The 24,629-nt window shown below is 45.3% G+C and carries 21 protein-coding genes; 18 read left to right on the top strand and 3 right to left on the bottom strand.

Annotated features, from left to right (window positions below):
* Positions 1-6: 6 nt before the first annotated feature.
* Positions 7-663 (bottom strand): hypothetical protein, encoded by a 657-nt coding sequence (locus GUA98_RS10070; RefSeq protein WP_227779566.1) that lies wholly within the window; start codon positions 661-663, stop codon positions 7-9.
* Positions 664-739: 76 nt separating this feature from the next.
* On the opposite strand from GUA98_RS10070, the gene GUA98_RS10065 reads away from it, so the two are divergent.
* Positions 740-1,600: a helix-turn-helix domain-containing protein gene (locus GUA98_RS10065; protein WP_193722942.1), complete on the top strand. Its 861-nt coding sequence runs from the start codon at positions 740-742 to the stop codon at positions 1,598-1,600.
* Positions 1,601-1,790: 190 nt separating this feature from the next.
* On the opposite strand, the gene GUA98_RS10060 is transcribed toward GUA98_RS10065, so the two are convergent.
* Complete coding sequence (locus GUA98_RS10060) at positions 1,791-2,660, bottom strand: helix-turn-helix transcriptional regulator (protein ID WP_193723401.1); 870 nt, start codon at positions 2,658-2,660, stop codon at positions 1,791-1,793.
* A gap of 158 nt (positions 2,661-2,818) precedes the next feature.
* Between GUA98_RS10060 and GUA98_RS10055 the strand changes: the two genes are divergently transcribed.
* The 7 genes from GUA98_RS10055 (at position 2,819) to GUA98_RS10025 (ending at position 10,817) form a co-directional block, all read left to right on the top strand.
* On the top strand, positions 2,819-4,792 hold the full coding sequence (locus GUA98_RS10055; RefSeq protein WP_193722941.1) for a beta-galactosidase trimerization domain-containing protein: 1,974 nt from the start codon (positions 2,819-2,821) through the stop codon (positions 4,790-4,792).
* Positions 4,789-5,961 carry a serine hydrolase domain-containing protein gene (locus GUA98_RS10050; RefSeq protein WP_321573862.1) on the top strand — a complete coding sequence of 391 codons (1,173 nt, stop codon included), beginning with the start codon at positions 4,789-4,791 and terminating at the stop codon, positions 5,959-5,961. The genes GUA98_RS10055 and GUA98_RS10050 overlap by 4 nt, the downstream gene beginning before the upstream one ends.
* Positions 5,962-5,972: 11 nt before the next feature.
* On the top strand, positions 5,973-6,776 hold the full coding sequence (locus GUA98_RS10045) for a polysaccharide deacetylase family protein (protein ID WP_193722939.1): 804 nt from the start codon (positions 5,973-5,975) through the stop codon (positions 6,774-6,776).
* 63 nt (positions 6,777-6,839) lie between these two features.
* Positions 6,840-8,027 (top strand): glycoside hydrolase family 88 protein, encoded by a 1,188-nt coding sequence (locus GUA98_RS10040; RefSeq protein ID WP_193722938.1) that lies wholly within the window; start codon positions 6,840-6,842, stop codon positions 8,025-8,027.
* Between the two features lie 554 nt (positions 8,028-8,581).
* Complete coding sequence (locus GUA98_RS10035; protein WP_193722937.1) at positions 8,582-9,454, top strand: serine hydrolase domain-containing protein; 873 nt, start codon at positions 8,582-8,584, stop codon at positions 9,452-9,454.
* Positions 9,433-10,389: a serine hydrolase gene (locus tag GUA98_RS10030; protein ID WP_193722936.1), complete on the top strand. Its 957-nt coding sequence runs from the start codon at positions 9,433-9,435 to the stop codon at positions 10,387-10,389. The genes GUA98_RS10035 and GUA98_RS10030 overlap by 22 nt, the downstream gene beginning before the upstream one ends.
* 134 nt (positions 10,390-10,523) lie before the next feature.
* The gene (locus GUA98_RS10025) at positions 10,524-10,817 is read left to right on the top strand and encodes a hypothetical protein (RefSeq protein WP_193722935.1); all 294 of its coding nucleotides are present in this window, start codon (positions 10,524-10,526) and stop codon (positions 10,815-10,817) included.
* 190 nt (positions 10,818-11,007) lie between these two features.
* Here GUA98_RS10025 and GUA98_RS10020 read toward each other — a convergent pair whose 3' ends face one another.
* The gene (locus GUA98_RS10020; RefSeq protein ID WP_193722934.1) at positions 11,008-11,715 is read right to left on the bottom strand and encodes a CAP domain-containing protein; all 708 of its coding nucleotides are present in this window, start codon (positions 11,713-11,715) and stop codon (positions 11,008-11,010) included.
* Positions 11,716-12,520: 805 nt separating this feature from the next.
* On the opposite strand from GUA98_RS10020, the gene GUA98_RS29505 reads away from it, so the two are divergent.
* The 10 genes from GUA98_RS29505 to GUA98_RS09975 all read left to right on the top strand — a co-directional run bounded on the left by GUA98_RS29505 (position 12,521) and on the right by GUA98_RS09975 (position 24,424).
* Positions 12,521-12,757 carry a hypothetical protein gene (locus GUA98_RS29505; protein WP_227779565.1) on the top strand — a complete coding sequence of 79 codons (237 nt, stop codon included), beginning with the start codon at positions 12,521-12,523 and terminating at the stop codon, positions 12,755-12,757.
* Between the two features lie 11 nt (positions 12,758-12,768).
* Positions 12,769-13,521 (top strand): nucleotidyltransferase domain-containing protein, encoded by a 753-nt coding sequence (locus GUA98_RS10015; protein WP_193722933.1) that lies wholly within the window; start codon positions 12,769-12,771, stop codon positions 13,519-13,521.
* Positions 13,522-13,882: 361 nt separating this feature from the next.
* On the top strand, positions 13,883-15,412 hold the full coding sequence (locus GUA98_RS10010) for a PucR family transcriptional regulator (protein ID WP_415753017.1): 1,530 nt from the start codon (positions 13,883-13,885) through the stop codon (positions 15,410-15,412).
* 129 nt (positions 15,413-15,541) lie between these two features.
* Entirely contained in the window at positions 15,542-16,807 is a 1,266-nt protein-coding gene (locus tag GUA98_RS10005) for a cytosine permease (RefSeq protein ID WP_193722932.1), read from the top strand.
* A gap of 1 nt (position 16,808) precedes the next feature.
* Positions 16,809-17,912, top strand: a complete 1,104-nt coding sequence (locus GUA98_RS10000) for a DUF917 domain-containing protein (protein WP_193722931.1) — start codon at positions 16,809-16,811, stop codon at positions 17,910-17,912.
* Positions 17,905-19,455 (top strand): hydantoinase/oxoprolinase family protein, encoded by a 1,551-nt coding sequence (locus tag GUA98_RS09995; RefSeq protein ID WP_193722930.1) that lies wholly within the window; start codon positions 17,905-17,907, stop codon positions 19,453-19,455. The genes GUA98_RS10000 and GUA98_RS09995 overlap by 8 nt, the downstream gene beginning before the upstream one ends.
* A gap of 159 nt (positions 19,456-19,614) precedes the next feature.
* Entirely contained in the window at positions 19,615-20,739 is a 1,125-nt protein-coding gene (locus GUA98_RS09990; protein ID WP_193722929.1) for a GntR family transcriptional regulator, read from the top strand.
* 524 nt (positions 20,740-21,263) lie between these two features.
* A complete protein-coding gene (locus GUA98_RS09985; RefSeq protein ID WP_193722928.1) occupies positions 21,264-22,565 on the top strand; it encodes an ABC transporter substrate-binding protein in 1,302 nt (433 codons plus the stop codon).
* A gap of 72 nt (positions 22,566-22,637) precedes the next feature.
* Entirely contained in the window at positions 22,638-23,573 is a 936-nt protein-coding gene (locus GUA98_RS09980) for a carbohydrate ABC transporter permease (protein ID WP_193722927.1), read from the top strand.
* Between the two features lie 14 nt (positions 23,574-23,587).
* Positions 23,588-24,424 carry a carbohydrate ABC transporter permease gene (locus GUA98_RS09975; protein WP_193722926.1) on the top strand — a complete coding sequence of 279 codons (837 nt, stop codon included), beginning with the start codon at positions 23,588-23,590 and terminating at the stop codon, positions 24,422-24,424.
* The last annotated feature ends 205 nt before the right edge of the window (positions 24,425-24,629 follow it).

The raw sequence follows: 24,629 nt of genomic DNA, 5'->3' as shown, positions 1-24,629 counted from the left end.
CATTCGTTATGCCCGGATTACGAGCGGAATTTCCAGCCAGATCCGGGAGCTCCCATCGGACGAATCCCAGGGTATGAAGTGTGGCTCCATCGTTCCCGCCCAGTCTGACGGCGTATTGGATGTGGAGAGCTTGCCTGAATAGGACGGCTTCTCGATGGTTGGCGGATCTTCCGAGTAGAAGAACATCAGATTCTCATGCAGGGCAATCATCCCGTACTTATCGCCATCCCCCGGCTTCTCCTCCTGATACTGGTAATGATAAAAGACATAACTGGCGACTTGATCCGGCTTGAGATGGGCGATTCTGGCATAAGGCCGGGCCGAAGCGTTTTGTCTTAACCATTGCTTCTCGCTGACCGGCTTGTGATAGTGGAATATATCGATCATCGGTACCCACCTTCTAACACTGCTCGTTCCGGGCCAGATTTCCAAAGCGTCTTCGCAGTGAGCGAACAGTTCATGAGGGTCAACCGACTGAGCGGGGCTTTCATAATAAAGAAACAGCTGTGTTCCGAAATGGAACAGACTAAGTTGACGGGCGCCGAGTTCCTGCGTCTGGGTTTGGAGTATGGGTAGAGCTTGGCGGAACAATTGCATCAGGTTCATATTCTCGCGGCACTGCGCACGGAAATGATAGCGGTACATAAGCCACCTCAGTTTCATGTCGTTTATCCCCATGTTACTGTAATTGGCTTCATAATTCCTTGACGATAGTGACCTTCTTTAGCATAATAGCGACATGAATAGAAAAAGCCATTATCTGGACCTCGGGCTGGAAACGGATTTTATTTTTCGCATCGAGAAATGCCCTCTAACTCATGACTTTGATGTGCACCAGCATGACTATTCCGAGCTCGTTGTCATTCTTGGAGGTACCGCAACTCACATTATCGAAGGAAGGGAGTATCCGATCTCTGCCGGGCAGGTGTTCTTCATCCATGGCAATGTGTCCCACGGCTATAAAGACGTGGATCATATTGAATACGTCAACGTCATGTTTCATCCTGACCAGATGACTCAGCTGCAGGAACTGAAGCTGATGGCCGGCTTCCAGGCATTATTTTATTTCGAGCCGTTCTACCGGAAGGAAATGAACTTCAAAGGAATGCTTACCCTGAATGATGAACAGCTGCGGCAGGTCACCGGTCTGCTGGATGTCATTCTGGATGAGTATGAGCAGCGGCCAGAAGGTTACCGGATGCTGATCCGCTCCTACTTTACGGCACTCATGGGTGTGCTCTCCCGTTATTATGTGGCGAACAACGGGTGGCCTCAGAATAAAGCGCTTCGAATCGCCGAGTCCATTACGTACTTGGAGGAACACTTTCAGGAGCCGCTCAATCTGGATATGCTCGCGGAAAGGGCGTATTTGTCCAAAAGGCAGTTTCTTCGCGAGTTCGCAAGGAACTTCCAAACGACGCCCATGGACTATGTGATCCGGCGGAGGCTGGATTATTCCTGTACGCTTCTGCGTAATCCCAACCTGTCCATTTTGCAAGTGGCTCAAGAGAGCGGATTCCGGGACCAGAATTATTACGCCCGCCAGTTCAAGAAGATTTACCTGCGTACACCTACGGAATATCGGGAGAAATACGTTTAAACGCCTTGATAAGAAGACAACATGGACTCATAGGAAAACAGTAGGAACGGAACTCATAACAAAACAATAGGAACCCATAACAAAACAATAGGAACCCATAACAAAACAATAGGAACCCATAACAAAACAAAACAAAACAATATGAACTCATAAGAAAACAGCAGGGGCGATTACGTTCCTGCTGTTTTTGTCATGTGCGGCCCAAGCGGGTGCTGCGATATTGACCAGGTGTCATTCCCAGTTTTTTTCGGAATAAGCGAATAAAATAATTGGCGTTCTCAATCCCGATCAGCACACCGATCTCGGATATGGGAAGGCTCGTATTCTCCAAAAGAGATTTAGCCTTACTAATCTGCAGCTCGTGCAGGTATTGAAGTGGACTCAGTCCTGTGTATTTCTTCAGGCAGCGGGAGAGATAGTCCACATGGAAATGGAGCGTTTCTTCCATATGCTTCGCATCGAAGGGACGGGAAATATGCTGTTCGAGGTAGCTTATCGTTTGATCACACAGTATTCTCGACCGTGGAGCATATTGCAGACGCATAGCCGACTGCAGTTCGGTCAACAAGCCAGCGAGCTGCCCCTGCAGCGGCAAGGATGTTGCGGGCGACAAGCTTTGGTGAAGCTCCATCATTCGCTGCAGGAAGGGAAGAATGCTTGAGGTGTGCAGGCTTGTGAATTTGGGAATATACATGACCTGCCGGTGAGGAGTGACATCCAGGTTGGTGCCTTTCATGAAGGGAGTCGACCATGGAATATGTCCGCTGTCCATTGTTCGGACAGGCTCAGGGTGGGCCAAGTGGAGCCAGTATATTTCCGTTTCTTCCTCGCAAGGGCGATGCCCGACATGCAGACGGTTCGGCTCAAGCACAAGCATGGAGCCTGCTGTGATTTCGAATGGTACATCATCTTCCGTCATATACAAGGTGCCCTTCATTACAAAGAGCATGTCATATAAGTTAAACGAACGACTCAGGTGCTGCTGCCCCGGATCCCAGATGGAGTGACCAATCGTCACTAATTGCGGAAGTGGGGGGATGGTTAGCTCCAGACAATTCATAAGGCCAGCCCTTTCCATTACTTCTTGGTGCACCTATTGTATCATGCACTGAATTGCGAATGGTCGGAATTGTGCTATAAAAAGTCGTCTTTACACCTATTCGTTCAATGCTGGAAGGCCTATATTAGGGGTATATGAACGAGAAAGGAAGCGAAATCATGCGATTCCGTCAAGTCCATCTGGATTTTCACACCTCGGAAGCCATAGTTCCCATTGGGGACCGTTTTGACAAAAGGCAGTTTCAAGACATGTTGAAGCTTGGGCATGTCGACTCGATTACGGTGTTCTCCAAGTGCCACCATGGTTGGGCGTATCATCCTTCGGAGGCCAATGAGATTCATCCGGGTTTAAGCTTCGATTTGCTTGCGGCACAGATTGAGGCAGCCCATGAAATCAACGTAAAAACACCAGTGTACCTTTCGGCCGGTTTGGATGAAAAGTTAGCTCGCCGTCACCCCGAGTGGCTGATCCGTGACATCAATGATCGAACGAATTGGGCTGAAGGCTTCATGCAGCCAGGTTATCATCAGTTTTGCATGAACTCTCCTTATCTCGATGTCCTGATCGAACAGATTAGGGAAGTGTTGCTCCGATATGATGTAGACGGATTGTTTCTTGATATTGTGGGTGTACGCAAATGTTATTGTCATAACTGTGTGGATACCATACGGCGTAAAGGGAATGACCCCCGCAACGAGGAAGCGATGAAGAGCCTCTGGGAGAGCACATATGCCAATTACACAGCCAGGGTGAAGGAAACGGTGGAATCGATAAAACCAGGTCTGCCCATTTTCCATAATGGCGGACATATCAAGCGCGGTCGTCGTGACCTGGCTGCAATGAATACCCATTTGGAACTGGAGTCGCTGCCTACCGGCGGATGGGGATATGACCATTTCCCTCTATCGGCCAGGTACGCACAAACGCTCGGATTCGAATTTCTTGGCATGACCGGGAAATTTCATACGGCGTGGGGAGAATTTGGCGGATATAAACATCCAAACGCACTTCGTTATGAAACCGCTCTCAGTCTTGCGAATGGTGCAAAGTGTTCGATTGGGGATCAGCTTCAGCCTAATGGCCGCATGGATCCGGCAACCTATGAATTGATCGGTACGGCTTACCGTGAAGTCGAAAGTAAGGAAGCATGGTGCGTGAATGCCGCGAACGTTGCGGATGTAGCATTGTTGTCCTTGGAAGCAGCGGGTATGCACCCTAAAGCCCAGGAAGACACAAGTCGGAACGATTCGGATGCAGGTGCTGTACGCATGCTGCTGGAGGGCAATATCCTATTTGATGTGATTGATATAGAACATGATTTTTCGAATTACCAGGTGCTGATTTTACCGGATTATGTGGCGGTGAATGACGAGCTGAAGGATAAGCTGGATTTGTTTTTGCAGCAGGGAGGTAAGGTCCTCGCCACAGGCTGGTCGGGTCTGGACCAGGACGGCACGTCCTTCGCCATTGATTTCGGAGTGAGATATGTGGGAGTGAATCCATACCGTCCGGACTTTTTTCATCCGTTGTTCAAGCCTGCGAGCCTGGGGGAAGCTTCCTTTGTCATGTATACGGAAGGCCAGAAGCTCGAACTTGCCGGCGGAACGGAGCTAGGCAGCAGGAAAGACCCGTATTTCAACCGCGATGTTTTTACCTTCTGTTCGCACCAGCACACGCCAAGCAGCGATGTTTATGGCGGACCGGGCATGGTAGAGAGCGCCAGCGGCATCTATCTGGCCTGGAACGTGTTCGAGGATTATGCGAATCAAGGAAGTTTGATCCTGAAGGAGACGATCCTGTATGCGCTGAACCGCCTGCTGCCTAATAAAACGCTGAACACCGATCTGCCTGCCCAGGGCGTAACCACCCTGCAGGATCAAAAGCAAGAGAAAAGGCTGGTCCACCATCTGCTGTATGCGTCCCCGGTCCGCCGTGGCAAACAGATCGAAGTGATTGAGGATATCATCCCCCTATATGATGTTGAGGTGTCCATCCGGACTCCCCATCAAGTGAAGAATGTGTATTTGGCACCGCAAGTTCAGTCCATTCCCTTTAAGTGGGAGGAGGGTTCGGTTAGCTACACCGTTCCGAAGCTGGAATGCCATCAGATGGTAGTTATCGATTACGAGTGATATTGAGACAGGAAGGAAGCAAAGCGATGGACTTCAAACCGCTATCCATACTTATCGACCGCTTGACGGATTGGCGTATTCCATGGGCGGAGGTTTTGGTTCTGCACCGTAATCAAGAGGTCTTCCGCTACCGCAGCGGTTATGCTGACTTGGAACAACGTATTCCCATCCACGACAGGCACATCATTCGGCTGTATTCACTGACCAAAATTCTGACCTGCACGGCAGCCCTTCAGCTGGTAGAAAAGGGAGCGCTCCTGTTAAATGATCCATTGTCGGACTATCTTCCGGAATATGGTGAGATGGCCGTGAAAGTGACCTTGCCCAGCGGTGAAATGGTATTGGAGAAAGCCCGGAGAGCGATCCGGGTACGAGATCTCTTTACCATGTCGGCCGGGCTCTCTTATGATATCCGTTCCCCTTCGATCCGGGAAGTCGTAAGACGCACAAGCGGCAGAGCGCCAACCCGCGAAGTTGCTGCGGCCATTGCCGAAGAACCGCTGTTGTTCGAACCGGGGGCGAGGTGGAGCTACAGTTTAAGCCATGACGTTCTTGCCGCCTTGGTCGAAGCCGTGGACGGTAGACGATTCGGTGCCTATGTTCGGGATGAAATAACTGGCCCGCTCGGGATGCGTGATACCGGCTTCGATGTATCGGAAGAGAAACGGAGCCGTTTGGCTCCACAGTATGAATATAGTGAGTCAATAGGCAAACCTATTCCCAAGGAGGGAAACGATTACCGGATCGGTTCGGAATATGAGAGCGGCGGTGCCGGGTTATTCTCCACGGTGAATGACTACGCCGTCTTTCTGAATGCACTTACTCATCAAGGAACAAGCCCTGAAGGCGTTCGAATCCTCGCAGCCGACACGGTGAATCTCATGAGAACAGATCATCTGACGGAGGCCACTCGCAGTCATTTCACGTGGTCGCAGCTTGCGGGGTATGGTTACGGGCTCGGTGTTCGCACCCATCGTTCCAAACAGATTAGCGGGTCGCTTAGTCCTCTTGGTGAATTTGGCTGGAGCGGCGCAGCCGGTGCTCTGGCGATCATGGACCCGTCTTCTCAGCTGACCGTCATGTATGCGCAGCATATGTTGAACAATCAAGAGCCCTATGTGCATCCACGATTGAGAAATCTCGTATACGCTTGCTTGAATCATCGTTAGGAGGAATTGGCATGAGAATTCGATATGATCGCTTTCCGGGTGGCGTGCACAAGGCCATCACCCTGAGTTTCGATGATGGACAGATTCATGACAGAAGACTGGTCGGGAAGTTTAATGAATATGGTCTCAAAGGTACGTTTCACTTAAACAGCGGCACGCTCGGAAAAGAGGGGTTTCTTACACGGGAGGAGATACGTCCCCTGTTCACAGGGCATGAAGTATCTGCACATACCGTCAGTCATCCTTTTCTCGAACAGTCCCCGGTCGAACAAATGGTTCAGGAAATCACGGAGGATCGAAAGGGATTGGAGGCTCTGGTTGGTTATCCTGTGCGGGGGATGAGCTACCCTTTTGGTACATATAACGACCAGCTTGTCTCGCTGCTGCCTTCGCTGGGGATCGAGTATGCACGGACTGCCGCAAACGAGTTCGGATTCAATATGCCTTCAGACTTCCTGAGATGGCATCCGACCTGCCATTATCGGCAAATGGTGGAGTACGCGCAGCAGTTACTTGCTTTAAAGCAGAGGCATACCAAGATGGCATTGCTGTATGTGTGGGGGCACAGCTATGAATTTGAGAACGACAACAACTGGGAGCTGATCGATCGATTTGGAGAACTCGTTGCCGGAAACGAAAATATCTGGTTTGCTACGAATGCTGAAATCGTTTCGTATATGCATGCATTGCAGCAGCTCCGATTCTCGGCAGATTACCGGATCGTCCATAATCCCTCTGCACAAAGTGTATGGGTAAGCGTGGAAACGGACGTCGTAGAGCTTGCGGCAGGCCAATTGACCGAGCTCGGTTCATGATCCTTTTTTGCTGTCATTGTCTGGATTATTTCTCCTAATAGATGAAGAGAGGACTGAAGTGCGATGTCTACCGAGGAATTGCAAACAACGGAATTACAAGGAAAACAACGTTATAACCAAGCCATTGAGGACATTCTATCGAAAACGCTAAATAATTTGGATAAGTTCGGGACCCGGTTTCCCCATGTGAGTCTGAATGGAGCCTATATTTTGAATGATAACGAAGACTGGACAGATGGCTTCTGGCCGGGGATATTGTGGTTGTGCTATGAATATTCACACGATGAACGCTACCGGAAGGCAGCAGAAGGGGCCGTAGCAAGTTTACGTCAACGCCTAGAGCAGCATGTCTCCCTGGATCACCATGATATTGGATTCCTGTACAGCTTATCGGCCAAAGCCCAGTGGATCATCACTGGCGATGAAGGCGCTCGGGAACTGGCCCTTGATGCAGCTGATGTATTAATGAAACGGTGGCGGACTACGAGCGACGGAAGCGGTTATATTCAAGCTTGGGGGGCACCAGAGAACGAGCAAGAAGCGGGGAGGATTATTATTGATTGCCTGCTTAATCTGCCGTTATTGTATTGGGCAAGTGAACAGACGGGTGATTCAACGTATGGTGAAATAGCACAGATCCAGGCAGAGAAAACACGGCGTTATATCGTTAGAGGGGATGATAGTTCGTATCATACGTTTTTCTTCGATGCGAAGTCGGGTGTTCCCATCGGCGGTGCGACACATCAGGGCTACAACAATGGTTCGACCTGGACGCGGGGGCAAGCATGGGGAGTATATGGGTTCGCGCTATCCTATCGTTATACTGGAAATAAATCGTTTCTGGAGACTTCCAAACGTATGGCCCGCTACTTCCTTGAACATTTGCCCGAGGACAGTGTTGCTTATTGGGACTTCAATGCTCCTGTAGATGCGGATACTTACCGGGACAGTTCAGCCTCAGCAATCGTCGCTGCCGGACTGGCGGAGCTCATCTCCCTTTTGGCTGTTGGTGATCCAGATCGTCTATATTTCGAGCAGATGCTGGCAACAAGCATGGAATCGCTAATCAACAATTATGCCACGATCGGTGACGATGAAGCCGAAGGCTTTCTTAAGCATGGCTCGTACCATATCCACGGCGGCTTATCCCCTGATGATTATATGATCTGGGGCGACTATTTTTACCTGGAAGCGTTAATGCGTCTTGCGCATGGTATTCCTGGTTATTGGTATGAGCGTAAGGGGAAATAACACTGGAATATTGGGTTATTTAAAGCATTGGGGAACATGGATAAGAGGCTTGGAAATAACAACGTACTGACGCTTTGGGATAATGACCTCGGTCAAACGTGGTTCTATGATATGAGCCGTGGAAGAGGGCATTGTCCCGTACTCTTTTAAAATACAGTGATCATGCCTGAGGAGTGGTAGAGGGCTTATAGCAGAAATCGTCATGCCAATCTTGTCCCACTTTTCCGCAGATTCGAAGAACCATATGATCAGAGCATTGAACCATTTAGAACAGTATCCTTCAGAAATCCGAAAACAATCAGCGATAATCTCCCCTTTAAGTTTGTATATTCTCCATTTGAGATCCATTACGAAAACGCTTTATTTTGTAATAAAATTACTGTTATACTAAATGAAAGATTGAAGTAATACATATTACTAAAAATGTTTAAGTCAACTTAATGATCGTGATGAAATTCACAAAAAAAAGTATGTATTCATAGAATTACATAGAATTAACGTTTGAGGAAGGTGAGCTAGGTTCGATCTTATTTGATGTTGAAGGAGAGTTGCTGATGCAGAAAAATCGCCAGAAAGATCGTAGTCTTCACAAGGTAAACAAAATTATCGCTTGTGTTTTGTCACTCGTATTCGTCCTTATCACCTGTGTAGTACCTGTCTACGCTGAAGAACAAATTGAGACTACACCATCCAGGATTCCTTTAACAGAGTTAGAGAAAACCATTGATTCTTATGTTGAGTCGTATGAGAAGTATACCGCTGCCGTTTCGGTTGTGGCGATCAAAGATGGCGAATTCATAGTAAATAAAGCATATGGCTTTGCGGATATCGAGAGTCAGCTGAAGGCGGATACCTCCACTGTTTTTGAATGGGCTTCTGTCTCTAAACTGTTGGTCTATACGAGTGTGATGCAGCTTGTTGAACAAGGGAAGCTTGATCTGGAAACGGATATTAGAGAATATCTGCCAGAAGGATTTTTCAAAAAGCTCAAATACGATGAACCGATTACCCTATTGAACCTGATGCATCACAATGCGGGTTGGGAAGATCAAACAGTGACCGAAGTGTATTATTACGACGAGAATGAAGATTATGATTTAGGAGAAACGCTGCGTAAAAATGAGCCGAAACAGATTTACAAACCGAATAGCGTCGTCGGTTATTCGAACTATGGCGTTGGTCTAGGCGGTTACATCGTGGAATTGGTAAGTGGCCAACCTTATTATGAATATGTTAATCAACATATTTTTGAACCGCTTCATATGAACGACACTACGGTTCATCCAACGGGGCAGGATCGTCCAGACCTCGTGCAGAGAAGGAATGAGATTGAAGGGTACACGAAAGATTTGAAACTGATCCGTGAGAACAGAGTATACGTAACGTTCTATCCTACAGGGCAGCCATGGGGACAGCCGAAGATTTAGGGAAATTCCTTGCAGCGCTGATGCCTGTTGATGATAACAGTGTATTATTTGCCAAGAGAGATACGTTAGACGAAATGTTGTCAACCAGTCTGTATTATGACGGGACTTCGATTCCGCGATTTGCGCATGGGTTCGCTGAGATGGAATATTGGGTACCTACACTGCTTCATGAGGGGAATTTAAAAGGGTTTTCAAGCAAAGTTGTCTTTGATCCAGAATCCAAATTTGGAATGGTGGTCATGACAAACATTGCGTTTGAGGAAGTCTATTATTATGGACTTATTAGCAAGATTTTCGGTAACAGCACATACGTTAATTCGGTTACTTCTGAGGGAGGAGGATATTTTCAATCCGCAAGGCGGCCCGCCTCTAGATTTACCGATTTATTTAGGCTGCTTGATATAACGAAATTTTCAAAAGCGGAGTTAAGTAGTCTTTATAATGTAGTCGAGCATAATGGCGTTGTTGAGAAAATTTCCTACACTCCTTACATGGATTACTTGCCTGTATCCAGTTTAAAGGTGAATTTGATTGCATTATCTCTTATTCCTGTTGCGCTAGCCATCACTTTCAGCTTAGGTGCTTTGATTGGTTACATAATCCGGATGCTTATTTACAATTTTAAAAAACGAGGAAATCTTTCAACCCATTTCGATAAATATTATTTTGCTATTAATTTTGCCGGTGGGTTGCTCCTTTTGAATCTTTGTATCATCCTTACCAGACTTCCAAGTTATCCCGCATATTCTTCGTTACGCATCAATTTAGGGTTTAATCTGCTATATGTAGTCCTGGCAGTGGCGTATCTTGGTTTGCTCATTTACAAACTGCGGAAGAGCAGTTACGGCAAAAAGCAAAAGGTGATGTATATCATGTCTGGCATCTCGGCTTTCATCTTGGCTGCTTTTGTTGTGGGATGGAATTTGTATGTTTAGAAAAAGCGGGAAGGGATAAAAGGATGACTTAAGCATTATTGAGAGATGCCAAGGTTAGACTTCGTTATGCCGATCTCAGGGTGCAGGATGTCAAAAGTGTGTTATTCATAGATCAGGGATAAGGTGGTCAAAGAATGGAAGCTAAAATGTTGTTTGGCGTTGGTTTAGTCTTTGAAACACCTGAATTCGGAACCATCGTTATGGGGGCCAATGAAGAGTTGGATGAAAAACTTCCGTTAAAAATCAAAGAGATGATCGGTGACCAGATTATCATCAAAAAAATGGACGGGGAAGAGCAAGTGTATGGAGTCGTTTCTATTCAAATTAATCATTCTGTAGCCGGCAAAAAGAATATCGGTATATGTTTGGGGAAAGAAATTTCCCCAGAAGAAGTACCAGCTGGTTCAATCGTCTACTGTTATCCATGATTGATCAGTAGTGTATGCTTTGGTGTAGCTATATAGAGTGGCAATTTCTTATTGAACTGGCTGTGCTCATCTTTACTTTTATTCCGGTTCGAGGAAACAAAAATGTGGCGTATGCAGGATCTGTAAGTATCAAAAAAACCCAACATAAATTGCGGGTTTTTGATACTTTATTGTTGGGAGATGAAAGGCGCTACCCAGTAAATTCCTGGACCCATGTGTTGTTATAATAAGCAATACCGATATGAGTATAACTATTATTCAGTATATTTGCTTTGTGGCCAGGGCTATTCATCCACTCCTTCATAACCTGGGCAGGGGTGGTTTGCCCTTTTGCGATGTTTTCTCCAGCAGTATTATATGTGATCCCGAATTCCTTCATCATATCGAAGGGGGATCCATGTGTTGGCGAATTATGATCAAAGTAACTGTTGTTGTACATGTCCTGTGCCTTGACCATAGCCACATTTGACAATTCTTCATTCCTACTCAAGGAACTTAATCCCGTTTTGGCCCTTTCCTGATTGACCAGATCCAGAACCTGCTGCTCAAAATCTGTTTTATCCGTAGTATTTTTTTTACCTTCCTGAACTTGTCCTGTTGGCTCCTTATTTTCAGGATTTTCTGCAGGTGCCTGGTTTACTGGATTTCCATCCGGTGTTTGAATCAGATCCAACAAATCCAATGGAATTCCATTTTGGGCTTCTTTTGTTGTAATAGATCTCTCTTGCCAAGATGTAGCTGTTGATGATGCCTGTGTGAGGACAGAGTTTGGTGCAGCAGCATGATCATGAATTGAAATTTGTTTTTGCTCAGGAGTCACTTGTTTTTGCATCATATTGTTATGGGACGAACAGCCTGCCACCAATAATAATATTGTTAAAACGAAAAACTTTGCCATTCGACAACCTCCTAGATCCGTTAGTTAATGAAGTTCCCGGATTTATGTTTTCCTGTATGCCATTTACTTATTCCTAATAAGGTTCTCTCCTTATCCAGTACTTTTTTATGATCGATACCATTTAGATCGCCTTGTCTTTTTTTGTGTCTCGAGGAAAGCAAAGCGTGTTGCGAATGGTTATGGATAAAGAAGGCCATATCGGATCATAAATGCATCACGGGATGAATGTTATCTATTTCAATGGGATTCCTAATGATTGGAGTATTTCGATGGATAATTGGGAGAATCTATTCAAACTAATTACACTCATTCATTATTGCCGCGAGATACAGTGTACTTATCGAAGTCCTGCTTAACTAAACGCCTCCGTTGGTGGGATAGACAATTTTATAGCGTATAAACCATATGCTGCATCATATAAAACAAACTGAAAGCTAGTATTTGATAATTCGTTGAAGTCAGCAACTGCGTTTAACACAGTATTCAAGCTGCGGGGCTATCGCCCCTTGATTGACAGATGTATAATCATGGAAGAAATCTCAGTCAACAAACGCCCCAGCCTAAGATAAGAGCGGAATCAGGCGACAACCACTGAGAGACAAGTCCTGACGGACCCAGTCGCTACGCTCCTTTAAGCCTCTCGGATTCGCGAATACAGCAACGTTATCTGAAATCAGGACAAATATGTAATATCAAAATCTAGGAGTTTGATTCGACATGGAGAACTCAAATTTAAAAGATCTTATTGAAAAATACCTGAGCGCATATAACACGTTTAACGTTGATGGAATGAATGATAGGAGTTTTGAATGAAAATATTCATTTTAGAAACATTTCTAAAGGTGAAGTGAATTCGGAAACTAAGGGGATTCAGGGATTTCGCACATTAGCAGAGCAGTCAATTCAGGTATTTTCTCAAAGGCGTCAAGTAATAAAGAACATTATTTTCGCAGGAGATAAAGCAGAGACTGCCGGACATACTTGGCATACGCCAAGCGTCGTGAATGCGGGAACGTTAGCCCGAAAGAAATTCTTTGTTTAGGAGGAGTCAATATGATACTAGAAAAAGTTATAGATAGAATTGAAATACAAAGTGAATATAAGGATTTGGTTGATAAGTATATAGATCAGATCCTTACCGAATTTAAAGGTAAGATTCATAGCGTTTATATGTGTGGCTCGATTCCCAAAGGGACGGCTAAACCTTATAAGTCAGATGCGGACTTTACTATTGTCTGTGTAAATCCCAAAGATATTGATTACGAAAGATTGACAAATATTAAAGAAAGGCTTTTGGAAGAATATCCAATAGTCACTAAGATTGATACGATCATTTGCTCAATTGACGATGTATTAAATAAACCGAATGAGTGGGGTTTTTGGGTTAAGATCATCTGTGTTTGCGTATATGGCAATGATATTGGTGAAAAAGTACCACCGATCGTTATTTCTCCAGCGTTCATTCTAGACTTAAATACAGAGACCAAGGAAGAAGTAGATCGTATACGTCGTTCACTTTCTACTGCTAGTGATGACACGCTGAAAACTAGATATATTAAAGGGTATTCGAAGAGATTAATTCGTGCATTATACTCTTTGGTTATAGTAGATACAGGTGTATGGCAAGATGACATTATTGAGATGAAGAATGCTATAATAAAGTATTGCGAGATTGACTCTGCTTTAGTTGAGGATCTGTATGCTTGTTACTTGGATAGTGATGTACTTGTTGAAGAGTTTCTGAGAATTGCAGATGAAGTCTATAGCTATTTTGAGAACGCTCTAAATGCAATGAGAAAATCATAAAGCAGTTTTCAAATTGCGTTATCGATACGGCTCGATAGCCGACTCAACATCTAAGTGGACTATGCCGAGTATGCAATAAATTTCATAGTTGGCCAAGGAACTTACTTGGTTACTTATCATAGCGAGGGTTATACTAATATATAATGAAAGCTATCTTGCGCTGCTTCGTTAAGCCGCGCATCATAGCCTGGTTTTAACAAGCTTTTACGAAGAGAAGCTCCTTCTGGATGAAATGATCTATTATAGATACAGATTACGTACAGATTGAAACATAGCAGCATGAATTGAACATAAAAGTGGTGGTTGAATTGGGGTAACCGTTAAAGATTTACTGCAGCTTCCTTCATTTAGAGGAGCACAGGTGATCACTGGAACAAGTAGGCTTCATCAGACTGTTTCCTCTTTATCTGTGTTGGAAGTGGCGGATGTTAATTTCTTCTCGCAAATTATTCAAACCGTTCAAGAAGAATGGTACGCTGAAGAGCTGGTCATCAGCTCTTTTTATTCCATTAAGGACAGCGTGGAGCAGCAATGTCAGACGGTTCAATACTTGCATGACCTTGGTGAAATGGGATTGATTTTGTATTATGTTGGCATTGTATTGCCGGATATCGCCGATGAAGTGCTTGAGCTGGCAGAATCGCTGAATTTTATTATCATTTGCATGCCGAGAAACGATTACTCGCTTAGGTATAATGAAGTCATTTATGAAGCCATGGAGGCAATCGTAAGCAATCAGAAGGTGAATGAGCATTTCGTGAATGAATCACTGGAAAAGGTCTCGCTGCTGCCGGAACATTTGCGGAGCGTGGAAATTACCCTTAAACTGCTGTCGGACCGGATGAAAGCGAACATCGTGCTGACAAACAGCAATCTGGATATCATCAATCGTGTCATGTGGCCGCGCAATTCATCGCTTGATGTGAAGAGTCTGATCCGGTCCATGGCGCCTTCCATTTTGAACGGTAGAATGGGAGGAGATGAGCTGGATTCGTCCTGCTTTGTTGAATACAAACGTGTTCATCAAAAAAACGGGGAGGTCCTTTACCTGTTTCTCATTAAAGAGAATACGAAGCTGCCTCCGAAGACGATGGAGCAAATCAGCGAAGTGGTGCAGGTGGCCATCAATTTGTGGGGAGATAAGCATAACGAGGTCAGCGAGTACGCTTTGGTCAAAGCCATCGTGAATGATGAAAGCGAAAAAATGCGCCGATTGGCCAGTTTGCTCCATATTGACGTTTCCGGGATTCAAATGATGTGGCTCGTGTACGTTCAGGATTTGTCGGAGGAAAGAAGAGTAAGGGAAGATTTAAAAGCGCATCTCCTGCAATATTATAAAACCGCGGTCATTCAAACGATCGATCACTGCGTTGTCGTGTTGCTAGGGAATTGTTCATCTAAATACAATGAGTTTGAAATCGCAGCGGAATATATCGAAACGACGGGTCTCATTGCTGACATATCAAGCATCGTGTATTCTCCGAGAATGCGTAACACACAGGACGTACGCCGAATGTATCAGCTCGTTAACGAAGTCTCTAAAGAGGTTCACAGCATTTATCATCACCGCAAACTATACACCGCAGCTGAAGTTCGTTCTATGAAACGAGCCATAGACCTCAGTAAGCAAGGGGAAGAAATCACTGAAGAATGCCTGTCCGTGATGGAGCCAATTATGGACGACCCTGACGCGTTGAAAACCCTGATGACTTTTCTGCTGGATGCGAAGGGGAATATGGATGATTGCAGCAAGCTGTTGTTCGTCCACAAAAATACGGTGAAATATCGCATTAAAAAAATTTGCGAGCTCATCGGATATGATGTGACCATCAATTCCGAATCGTACGATGTTTATATCGCCTGCATGGTCTACCGTCTCATTCATGACTAAAAGTTCCGATGTTTTGTCCAATAAGACAAAAACATCGGATTTTTTTTGTTTTCTGAAAAAGACGCTGACCTCCTTCATCTTTTACAATAAGAAAACAATATTCGAACGAACAGGATTGGGGGGGATCATATGAAAGCCGTTAAAGAGCATCAATCCTGGTTCAGTCTCGGGATCATCTGGGCTGGCGCAGTCATCAGCATCCCGAGTTTGTTGGTAGGGAATGCGCTGATTGCTGGCATGGGAGTATCGAAGGTATTGCTTGTCACGTTAGTAGGTTACTCCATTATTGTGCTGCTCATGATTTTACAGGGGATTCAAAGCACGGATTTGGGAAGGCCGACGGTTCAGGTCGCAGGTCAGGTGTTTGGCAAAACAGGGTCTCGAACGATTTTGTCCATTATCCTCGCTGTTGCGTGTCTTGGATGGTTCGGGATTCAGGCGAATGTATGCGGGGAAGCTTTGGCCAATCTGCTCGCCGAGATCGGTATAAATATTCCTGTACCGCTGGCATCACTCATCTGCGGTCTCGTGATGGTCGTTTCGGCCATGTACGGCGTTAAAGTGCTGCGGGTGATCAGTTATATTGCCGTCCCTTTATTGATCGGAATCAGCGTGTACGGTCTGGTCGAAGCATTGACTGGGGACTCGCTGCAGATCATCCAAAATTATAAGCCTGCGGCCGTTATGAATTTTACCGACGGACTGGCCGTAACCCTGGGTTCATTTGCGCTGGGGGCAGTCATCGCGGGAGATTATTCGCAATTTTCGAGAAAACGGTCTGATGTCCTGAAAGCCGCGCTATTCGGGATTGTTCCGGCAGGCTTGCTGATGATTGGTGCAGGAGCCGTCCTGACGATTGCTTACCAAGCCAGCGATATCACAGCAACCTTTTTGAGCATCATGACCCCGTTTGTTGGCGGTGTGATTTTGATCTTGGCTACATGGAAAACGAATCTTGTGAATGTGATTTCAGGTGGTTTTGCCTTAATTAACGTGTTCAACGTTTCGAAGGAGAAAGAGAAGTGGGCTGTCGGCATTGCGGGAACCCTTGGGACCGTACTCGCTGTCGTTGGTATACTTAACTATTTTACTCCGATCATGTCCATTCTGTCGGCTATGATTCCGCCGGTGGCAGGCGTGATGATTGCTTCGTATTGGGTGCTTGGCAAAGGGGATAAGAGACGCTGGCAAGAGGTTGAGGGTGTGAACGTGTTGGGCGTTGTCTCATGGCTCGTTGGCGCGATCATAGCCTGCACGCCTGTCGTGTTATCCTTGTTCCCAAGCCTTCCGCAGGTACCAAATCAGCCGTTGACCGGAATTGTCATTTCTTTTGTCATATATTATATAGGCTATCGTTTATTTGCTCAGAAGACAGTTATATTGGAGGAATCATAAAATGAGATATTTAGATGAAACAGCTGTTGAACATATTGCCGTCGGAGCAGCATTTCTGGGAACGGGTGGAGGGGGAGACCCTTATATCGGAAAATTGATGGCTCTCTCGGCCATTAAGAAGTTTGGACCTGTCAAACTATATTCCGTGGACGAGATTGGGGATGAGGATTTTTTCATTCCAGCCGCGATGATGGGGGCACCTTCCGTATTAGTGGAGAAATTCCCTCGCGGGGACGAGTTTGTGAAGGTTTTTCAGAAATTAGCGAATTATTTAGGAAAAGACAAGATTGCGGGTACGTTTCCGATGGAAGCGGGCGGCGTCAATTCCATGATTCCGATTGTTGTTGCGGCACAGCTGGGATTGCCTCTGATCGACTGTGACGGTATGGGCCGGGCGTTTCCGGAGCTTCAGATGGTGACGTTTAACCTGGACGGCATTCCAGCGACACCGATGGCCATAACGGATGAAAAAGGGAATATTGGCATCTTTGAAACCATTGACAACAAATGGACAGAACGGCTCGCCAGGGTAGCTACAGTCGAAATGGGGGCCAGTTCTTTAGTCAGCCTGTATCCAGCAACGGGTGCACAAATGAAGCAGAGTGGTGTTCATCATATCGTAACCCTGTCCGAACAGATCGGAGCAATCATTACATCGAAGAACCGAGATGCCAAGGACAAGCTTGAGGAGCTGTTAAAACGGGTATCCGGCTATGAGCTATTTCAAGGGAAAATTGTGGATGTTATCCGTGAAACCAAGGGCGGATTTAATCTCGGCTGCATGCATCTCGAAGGCATCGAGGCGTTTAAAGCCGGAGAGATGCAGGTTCATTTTCAAAATGAAAACCTGATTGCTGAAAAGAACGGTCAGGTGATAGCGATGACGCCTGATTTGATCTGTCTGGTTGATTACGAAACCTTGTTGCCTTTGACCACAGAGAGCCTGAAATACGGTAAACGCGTACGGGTTATTGGATTGCCCGCTCATGAAAAGTGGAGAACGGATAAGGGAATTCAGACGGCAGGTCCAAGATACTTCGGCTATGATTACGATTATGTACCACTTGAGGAAATGGTGAAAAAGGCGGTGGCTGACAATGTATAGAATCGGGATCGATGTAGGCGGCACCAACACAGATGCCATCATTTTGAACGAGAATCATCAGTTGATCCATGCGGTGAAATCCCCAACAACCTTGGATATTCGCACAGGGATTGAAACCTCGCTCCGGCAGCTGCTGCAGGGGGCGAATATTGATAAAAATCAAATTACACATGCCATGTTAGGCACAACACAATGCACCAATGCCATTGTTGAACGGAAAAAGCTGGCCCAAGTCGGTGTCATTCGTCTGGGGTACCCGGCAACGGCTTCCGTTGCTCCGTACACGTCCTGGCCTGAGGATATGGTTCAGAAGCTGTCGGGTAAATATTCTCTCGTACATGGCGGATATGAATACGATGGCCAATTGCTTGGAGAAGTTGATGAAGGCGAAATTACAGCTCTTCTGGAGGAGTGGCGCGGTAGTGTTGAATCCATAGCAGTCATCGGCGTATTTTCATCCCTTAAAAATGACCAGGAGTTCCACGTTCGCGATCTCATCCATCAAATGTATGGACCCGAATTTCCTGTTTCCTGTTCTTCATTGATTGGTTCGGTTGGTTTAATCGAACGGGAAAATGCGACCATCCTCAATGCGGCATTGTGCAAGGTCATTGAAACGACAACCGAGGGGTTTGTGAAGGCATTAGAAGAAGAAGGCATATTGGATGCAGCGGTGTTTTTATGCCAAAATGACGGTACCTTAATGTCAGTTGATTACGCTAAACAGTTTCCGATCCTGACGATTGCCTGTGGACCTACGAACAGCATACGCGGTGCCTCTTATTTGGCAAAAATCAAAGATACGATGGTTCTCGACGTGGGCGGCACGACATCGGACATCGGCGTTTTGCAGGATGGCTTCCCGAGGGAATCGTCGGTTGCAGTCGAGGTTGGCGATATCCGCACGAATTTCCGCATGCCCGATATTATCTCAGTGGGACTAGGCGGCGGTAGCATCGTGCGCTCGGAGAATGGCAACATTACAGTTGGCCCGGACAGCGTAGGATACAGGATCGGACAAGAGGCACTTGTCTTTGGCGGGAATACACTTACGACAACGGACATTGCCGTTCGGCTGGGTCTTGCAGATGTCGGGGATCAGAGCCTGGTAGCGCATCTGGATGAAGACTTTGCTAAACAGGTGCAGGACGAAATAGCAGCCATCATTGAACAGACCATTGATAAAATGAAGACATCTTCAGGTGATGTTGAGCTTGTGTTGGTAGGCGGAGGCAGTGTCGTGATTCCGGACACCATTCGCGGGGTATCCCATATGATTAAGCTAGAGAACGGGGGCGTGGCTAATGCCATTGGTGCGTGTATTGCTCAAATCAGCGGCCAATATGAGCAGATTTACATCTATTCTACAGAGCCCCGTGAGGCAGCATTAAGAGATGCACGGGAAAAAGCCGTGAAACAGGCAGTACTTGCTGGCGCCGATCCGGCAACGGTTGAACTAGTCGAAGTGGAAGAAACCCCGCTCGCTTATCATCCGGGAAATGCGACAAGGCTTCGAGTGAAAGTCGTAGGAAACATGAAGTAGAAGAGGAGCTTCACATGAGTTGATACAACTTGTGTGGGGCTCTTTTTTGTTATCGATGAGGTGCAAGTGGATGAGCGGAAAAGTATTCTCATTAACTTTGCGAATTACTTCTTGTGTAATATACTTAGTATATTAATATTATGATGTCAGGGTGGTCTTGTGGAATTGCATTTATACGAGCAGATATATGTCTATATTGTACAAGAGATCAAAGACGGTCGATTAAAGGAAGGAGACCGTGTCTCTTCTGAAAAAGAGTTGGCTGAACAATTTGGCGTCAGTCGTATTACATCTAAAAAAGCTCTGGAGAAATTGGCAGATTCTGGAGTTATTAAACGAATACAAGGAAAGGGTTCATTTGTGGCCGATGGTATCATTGGAGGACAAGAACCGAAGCACTATTCAGAGGTAAAAACAACCTTAGTTCCTGAGGATGATAAGCAGTTGATCGGGTTTATTATACCGAATTTTTCTGACGAGTTTGGTTTACAACTTCTTAGATCGATGGAAAAGCGGAGTGCTGAGCATAATTATCAACTCATTATCAAGCGAACTTGGGGGGACCGGGATGAGGAAAAACGTGCGATTGACTTATTTATTGGTTTAGGCATTAAAGGATTAATCGTGACCCCCATTCATGGTCATCACTATAATTCGGAACTGCTTCGACTTGTATTAGATCGGTTTCCAATTGTTTTGGCCGATAGATATCTAAAAGGAATTCCGGTTTGTTCGGTATATACAGACAATAAGAAAGCAGCCATGGATCTTACGCGTCATCTGATTAGCAAAGGTCATAAAAAAATTGCCTTTTTATCTCCGCCGGAAGAGAACACTTCAACATTGGAGGAAAGGCTGCTCGGATATACGTTTGCCTTCACCCAGGAAGGAATGAATTTGAACAAAAATTATGTATTGACGAACTTGAAGGGCACCCTTCCCAAGAACATAAATGGAACAGCGATTGAAAGTGATAAAGAAATAGTAAAGCATTTTTTGGAACAACACCCTGATGTAAAGGCGTTTGTTGCATCGGAATTCCTAATAGCTACCATGCTGGCTCAAGTCATCCACTCGATGGGGAAATCTCTGGAGGAATTTGAAATCGTTTGTTTCGACTCCCTGAACGATCACCTGGGTCAACCCATCTTCACTCATATTAAGCAGGATGAGAAGCAGATGGGTGAATTGGCAGTGGATATGTTAATCTCTCAATTGCATGGAACAGCAGTTCCCGAGCTGAACATTATTAAACATCGTATGGTCATGAAAGATAACGGGTAAGTTCTGTACAAGGGCAGCTAAACCAAAGCAAATGTTCAAAGTGTCGAGAAGTCCCAAGGGGCTTATCGGCACTTTTTTTGATATCAGACATATAAACTTCGAAGCAGGGACCTTCCTGACCTGATATCGCAAGAAAACCCATTTTAGACGCGGTCTGTCTTCTATGAAGTATGTCGATAGGCGTTTTTCCTAGGGTAAAGCATGTTTCACATCAGGGAATTGGTTAGGGGACCGGAGATCAACCAACCTTGAAACGATGATTTCTATATCTAAATTATAGCCATACATCATGAATAGTGATGTCGTAATATTGCAATTGACATGTTTTGTAATGTCATATTAATATACTTAGTATAACTAGTGGGTTCCTATAACAAATTCACGGTGTTCATCATTTTCTGATTTTAATAGTTCATATCGCCAAAGTTGTTAGCGCTTACATAAGTTGTGGATGATCAGAAAATGAAGTGGATCCTATAGGAATTCAAGTTAAACGAGTTCATTTAACTTAAGGGGGACTTTGAATGAGGAGATCCAAAAAATTCGCATTTCCAATTCTTGTTTGCTTTCTGGTTATGTTACTACTTGTAACGGCTTGTTCAACGAAGGGAGGCTCTAGCGATCAGGCCGGAGAGGGGATTACAACGGTTACGATGTGGCATGGTCTTACCTCAATTGATTTAGATAATATGAATAAAGTCGTGAAGGCATTTGAGGAGAAAAACCCTACGATCAAAATGAATTTGGTTTATACAGAATCCAACGAGGGATCCGATCAGAAGCTGCTGACTGCAGTCGCAGGCGGCAATCCTCCTGACGTTGCACTTTTCGATCGGTTTAAGGTCGGTACTTGGGCTGCACAAGGTTCTCTGACTGACTTATCCTCGATGGCAGCTGAATCCGGAATACGTAAGGAAATGTATTATCCATTTGCATGGGAGGAGTCCAGTTATCAAGGAAAGCTTTATGCAATGCCGATGGATACGGACTCTCGCCTGCTATTTTACAATAAGGATCATTTCAAAGAAGTAGGGTTGGATCCCAACAAACCACCGCAAACGATCGCCGAGCTTGAAGCGGCCGCCGATAAGTTAACCATCAAGGAAGGTAAACGTTTCAAACGGATCGGGTTCATCCCATGGTATTCGCAAGGCTGGCTGTATACTTGGGGATGGGCATTTGGAGGAGAATTCCAGGATGCTGACACTGGCAAAATTACCGCAAATGATCCTAAAGTCGTTGAAGCATTACAATGGATGACCGACTTCGGCAAAAAATACAATGTCGAGGATATCGCCGGATTCACAAGTGCAGCGGGTACGGAGGAAATGGATCCGTTCATTTCCGGTCAAGTCAGCATGAAGATAAGTGGAAACTTCACGGTGAAGGGTATCGAAAAATTTAAGCCGGATTTAAACTACGGTGTTGCACCAATACCGACCCCAACAGGTACTAATTTTACGACATGGTCGGGAGGCGGGTCCGCTATTATCCCTAAAGGCGCCAAGAACGTCGCTTCTGCTTGGGAATTCCTCGAATTCTTAGGGAAAGAAGAGGGGCAAACGTTATTAAATGCTGACTCTCAAATTTCCGTTATTGATTCGGTTAACGACCAATACGGTTACAAAGACGATCCGATTATGAAGGAATTTATTAATATCTTGCCCAATTCACATAACCGCCCGGTTATTCCTGAAGGGCAACTGCTGTGGAATGAGTTAGCTTCCGCTACTGAAAAGGCTACCCGCGGTAACGGTACTCCGAAAGAGAACCTGGATAGAGTTACAGAGACTGTTAATAAGGCTTTAGAAAAATACGACAAATAGGGTGCTCGGTAGGCAGGGAGCGAACTCTCTCTCCTTGCCTATTCATAAATGACAATTGGAAGGAGAATGTACATGGCGAAACTGGCCGATCCAGTTCAAGTAAAAGCAATTCCTTCGGCAAGGAAACGAGCACTCCGCAGAACTCACGTGATTGGGTGGCTGTTTGCTTCACCTTGGGCTATAGGGCTGCTATGCTTTTATGCAATTCCCATGCTAATGTCCATCTACTTCAGCTTCACTACTTACAGCATTCTACAGCCTGGTGAATTTGTCGGGATGAATAATTATAGAGATCTTTTCCATGATCCTTTGTTTTGGAAATCCGTATACAACACGATTTATTTTACGGTATTTTTTGTTCCCTTAAGTATATTTTTTGGTGTGGCACTCGCTATGATGTTGAATATGAAGGTCAAGGGTATGGCTGTATTCAGAACGATCTTTTTCTTACCTACTCTCGTGCCACAAGTAGCTCTGGCTGTTCTGTGGATGTGGCTGTTACATCCAAACTTCGGATTGGTGAACGGGATGTTAGCGAATATCGGTATCGATGGGCCCGCTTGGCTTGGTGGTGAGTCGTGGTCCAAGCCCTCTCTCATTCTGATGTCGCTTTGGGGTATTGGGCAAGCTGTCGTTATCTACCTTGCTGGATTAGGAGACATCCCTGAGGAGTACTATGAAGCGGCGCAAATCGATGGAGCTAACTGGTTTCAGAAAACGAGAAAGGTAACCCTGCCTTTGCTCACTCCCGTTATTTTCTACAACCTTGTCATGGGAATGATTGGTGCATTCCAACAGTTTACTCTTCCCTATACGTTGACCAAAGGGCAAGGAACTCCTGCAAATTCCATGACATTTTACGTCATGTATTTATATGAGAACGGATTTAGGTATTTCAAAATGGGTTATGCCTCCGCAATGGCCTGGATCTTATTTATTATCGTTATGGCATTAACCGGAATTATTTTTATTACGTCTAAACGCTGGGTTCATTATCAAGGGAAATAAGGAGGAAGTAAGGGATGAATCCTACCGCTATTAAAAGAATCAATCGTGCGTTAGCCTATGTATGTCTAATTGTTGCTTCTGCATTTTTCATGATTCCGTTCATTTGGCTGCTTTCGACTTCTCTTAAACCACTCACACAAATCTTTACATTCCCACCAGAGTGGATTCCGCGTCCAATTCTGTGGAGTAATTATTCCCGTGCTGTTGAGTATATCCCTTTCTGGACATATCTGAAAAACACGGCGATTATAACCATCGCTAGTACACTCGGTGTGATCATATCCTGTCCCTTGGTTGCATATAGTTTTGCCAAGTTAGAGTACCGTGGGAGAGGTTTACTTTTCTTTGTTACCCTTGCTGTTATGATGATCCCCGGACAGGTGACAATGATTCCTCTATTCCTGTTGTTTACTAAATTAGGTTGGGTAGGAACACCTCTTCCACTGATTGTACCCCAATTTTTTGGAGTGCCCATTTACATTTTTCTGTTGCGGCAGTTTTTCATGGGACTGCCTGATGCCCTGCGCGAAGCGGCCCGCTTAGACGGTGCTAGTGAGTTCCGTATATATTTACAGATTATGTTTCCACTTGCCAAATCCGCCGTATTAGCCGTGGCATTGTTTCAATTTATGGGGAGCTGGACTGATTTCATGGGCCCCTTGCTTTATTTAACCAATGAACCATCTTACACGGTTTCGCTCGGATTGCAGCAATTTCAGAGCCAAAAGGGGTCGGAATGGGGTCTATTAATGGCCGTATCCACCTTGATGACATTACCTATTATCGTTTTGTTCTTTTTTCTTCAAAAGACGTTTATTAGCGGCATTACATTTAGCGGTATAAAAGGTTGAATATCATTTAAATGAATTAAGCTCCAACGATGCGGAACCCGAGGGATGTTAGGACGGACCATTCCGCGACATGGATCGGCTGTTATGGACTCACAAGCATCAATGGCATTATCGATCAGATTGCTCATGGCATTGTTGGTTTGCGAGGCACTTTTAGATGAGGAGAAACATCCAGCTCGTGGGGCTGTCCCATAAGTCGTAAATC

It is taken from the genome of Paenibacillus sp. P13VS, assembly GCF_015143645.1.
Lineage (GTDB): Bacteria > Bacillota > Bacilli > Paenibacillales > Paenibacillaceae > Paenibacillus > Paenibacillus xylanilyticus_A.
Note: the sequence above shows the minus strand (reverse complement) of the source record. Positions and strands in the feature narration are given on the sequence as shown.

Bases quoted from the DNA above. Each gene is read 5' to 3' on its own strand.
- GUA98_RS10070 (WP_227779566.1), bottom strand. From the start codon at position 663: ATGAAACTGAGGTGGCTTATGTACCGCTATCATTTCCGTGCGCAGTGC.
- GUA98_RS10065 (WP_193722942.1), top strand. From the start codon at position 740: ATGAATAGAAAAAGCCATTATCTGGACCTCGGGCTGGAAACGGATTTT.
- GUA98_RS10060 (WP_193723401.1), bottom strand. From the start codon at position 2,660: ATGAATTGTCTGGAGCTAACCATCCCCCCACTTCCGCAATTAGTGACG.
- GUA98_RS10055 (WP_193722941.1), top strand. From the start codon at position 2,819: ATGCGATTCCGTCAAGTCCATCTGGATTTTCACACCTCGGAAGCCATA.
- GUA98_RS10045 (WP_193722939.1), top strand. From the start codon at position 5,973: ATGAGAATTCGATATGATCGCTTTCCGGGTGGCGTGCACAAGGCCATC.
- GUA98_RS10040 (WP_193722938.1), top strand. From the start codon at position 6,840: ATGTCTACCGAGGAATTGCAAACAACGGAATTACAAGGAAAACAACGT.
- GUA98_RS10035 (WP_193722937.1), top strand. From the start codon at position 8,582: ATGCAGAAAAATCGCCAGAAAGATCGTAGTCTTCACAAGGTAAACAAA.
- GUA98_RS10030 (WP_193722936.1), top strand. From the start codon at position 9,433: ATGGGGACAGCCGAAGATTTAGGGAAATTCCTTGCAGCGCTGATGCCT.
- GUA98_RS10025 (WP_193722935.1), top strand. From the start codon at position 10,524: ATGGAAGCTAAAATGTTGTTTGGCGTTGGTTTAGTCTTTGAAACACCT.
- GUA98_RS10020 (WP_193722934.1), bottom strand. From the start codon at position 11,715: ATGGCAAAGTTTTTCGTTTTAACAATATTATTATTGGTGGCAGGCTGT.
- GUA98_RS10015 (WP_193722933.1), top strand. From the start codon at position 12,769: ATGATACTAGAAAAAGTTATAGATAGAATTGAAATACAAAGTGAATAT.
- GUA98_RS10005 (WP_193722932.1), top strand. From the start codon at position 15,542: ATGAAAGCCGTTAAAGAGCATCAATCCTGGTTCAGTCTCGGGATCATC.
- GUA98_RS10000 (WP_193722931.1), top strand. From the start codon at position 16,809: ATGAGATATTTAGATGAAACAGCTGTTGAACATATTGCCGTCGGAGCA.
- GUA98_RS09995 (WP_193722930.1), top strand. From the start codon at position 17,905: ATGTATAGAATCGGGATCGATGTAGGCGGCACCAACACAGATGCCATC.
- GUA98_RS09985 (WP_193722928.1), top strand. From the start codon at position 21,264: ATGAGGAGATCCAAAAAATTCGCATTTCCAATTCTTGTTTGCTTTCTG.
- GUA98_RS09980 (WP_193722927.1), top strand. From the start codon at position 22,638: ATGGCGAAACTGGCCGATCCAGTTCAAGTAAAAGCAATTCCTTCGGCA.
- GUA98_RS09975 (WP_193722926.1), top strand. From the start codon at position 23,588: ATGAATCCTACCGCTATTAAAAGAATCAATCGTGCGTTAGCCTATGTA.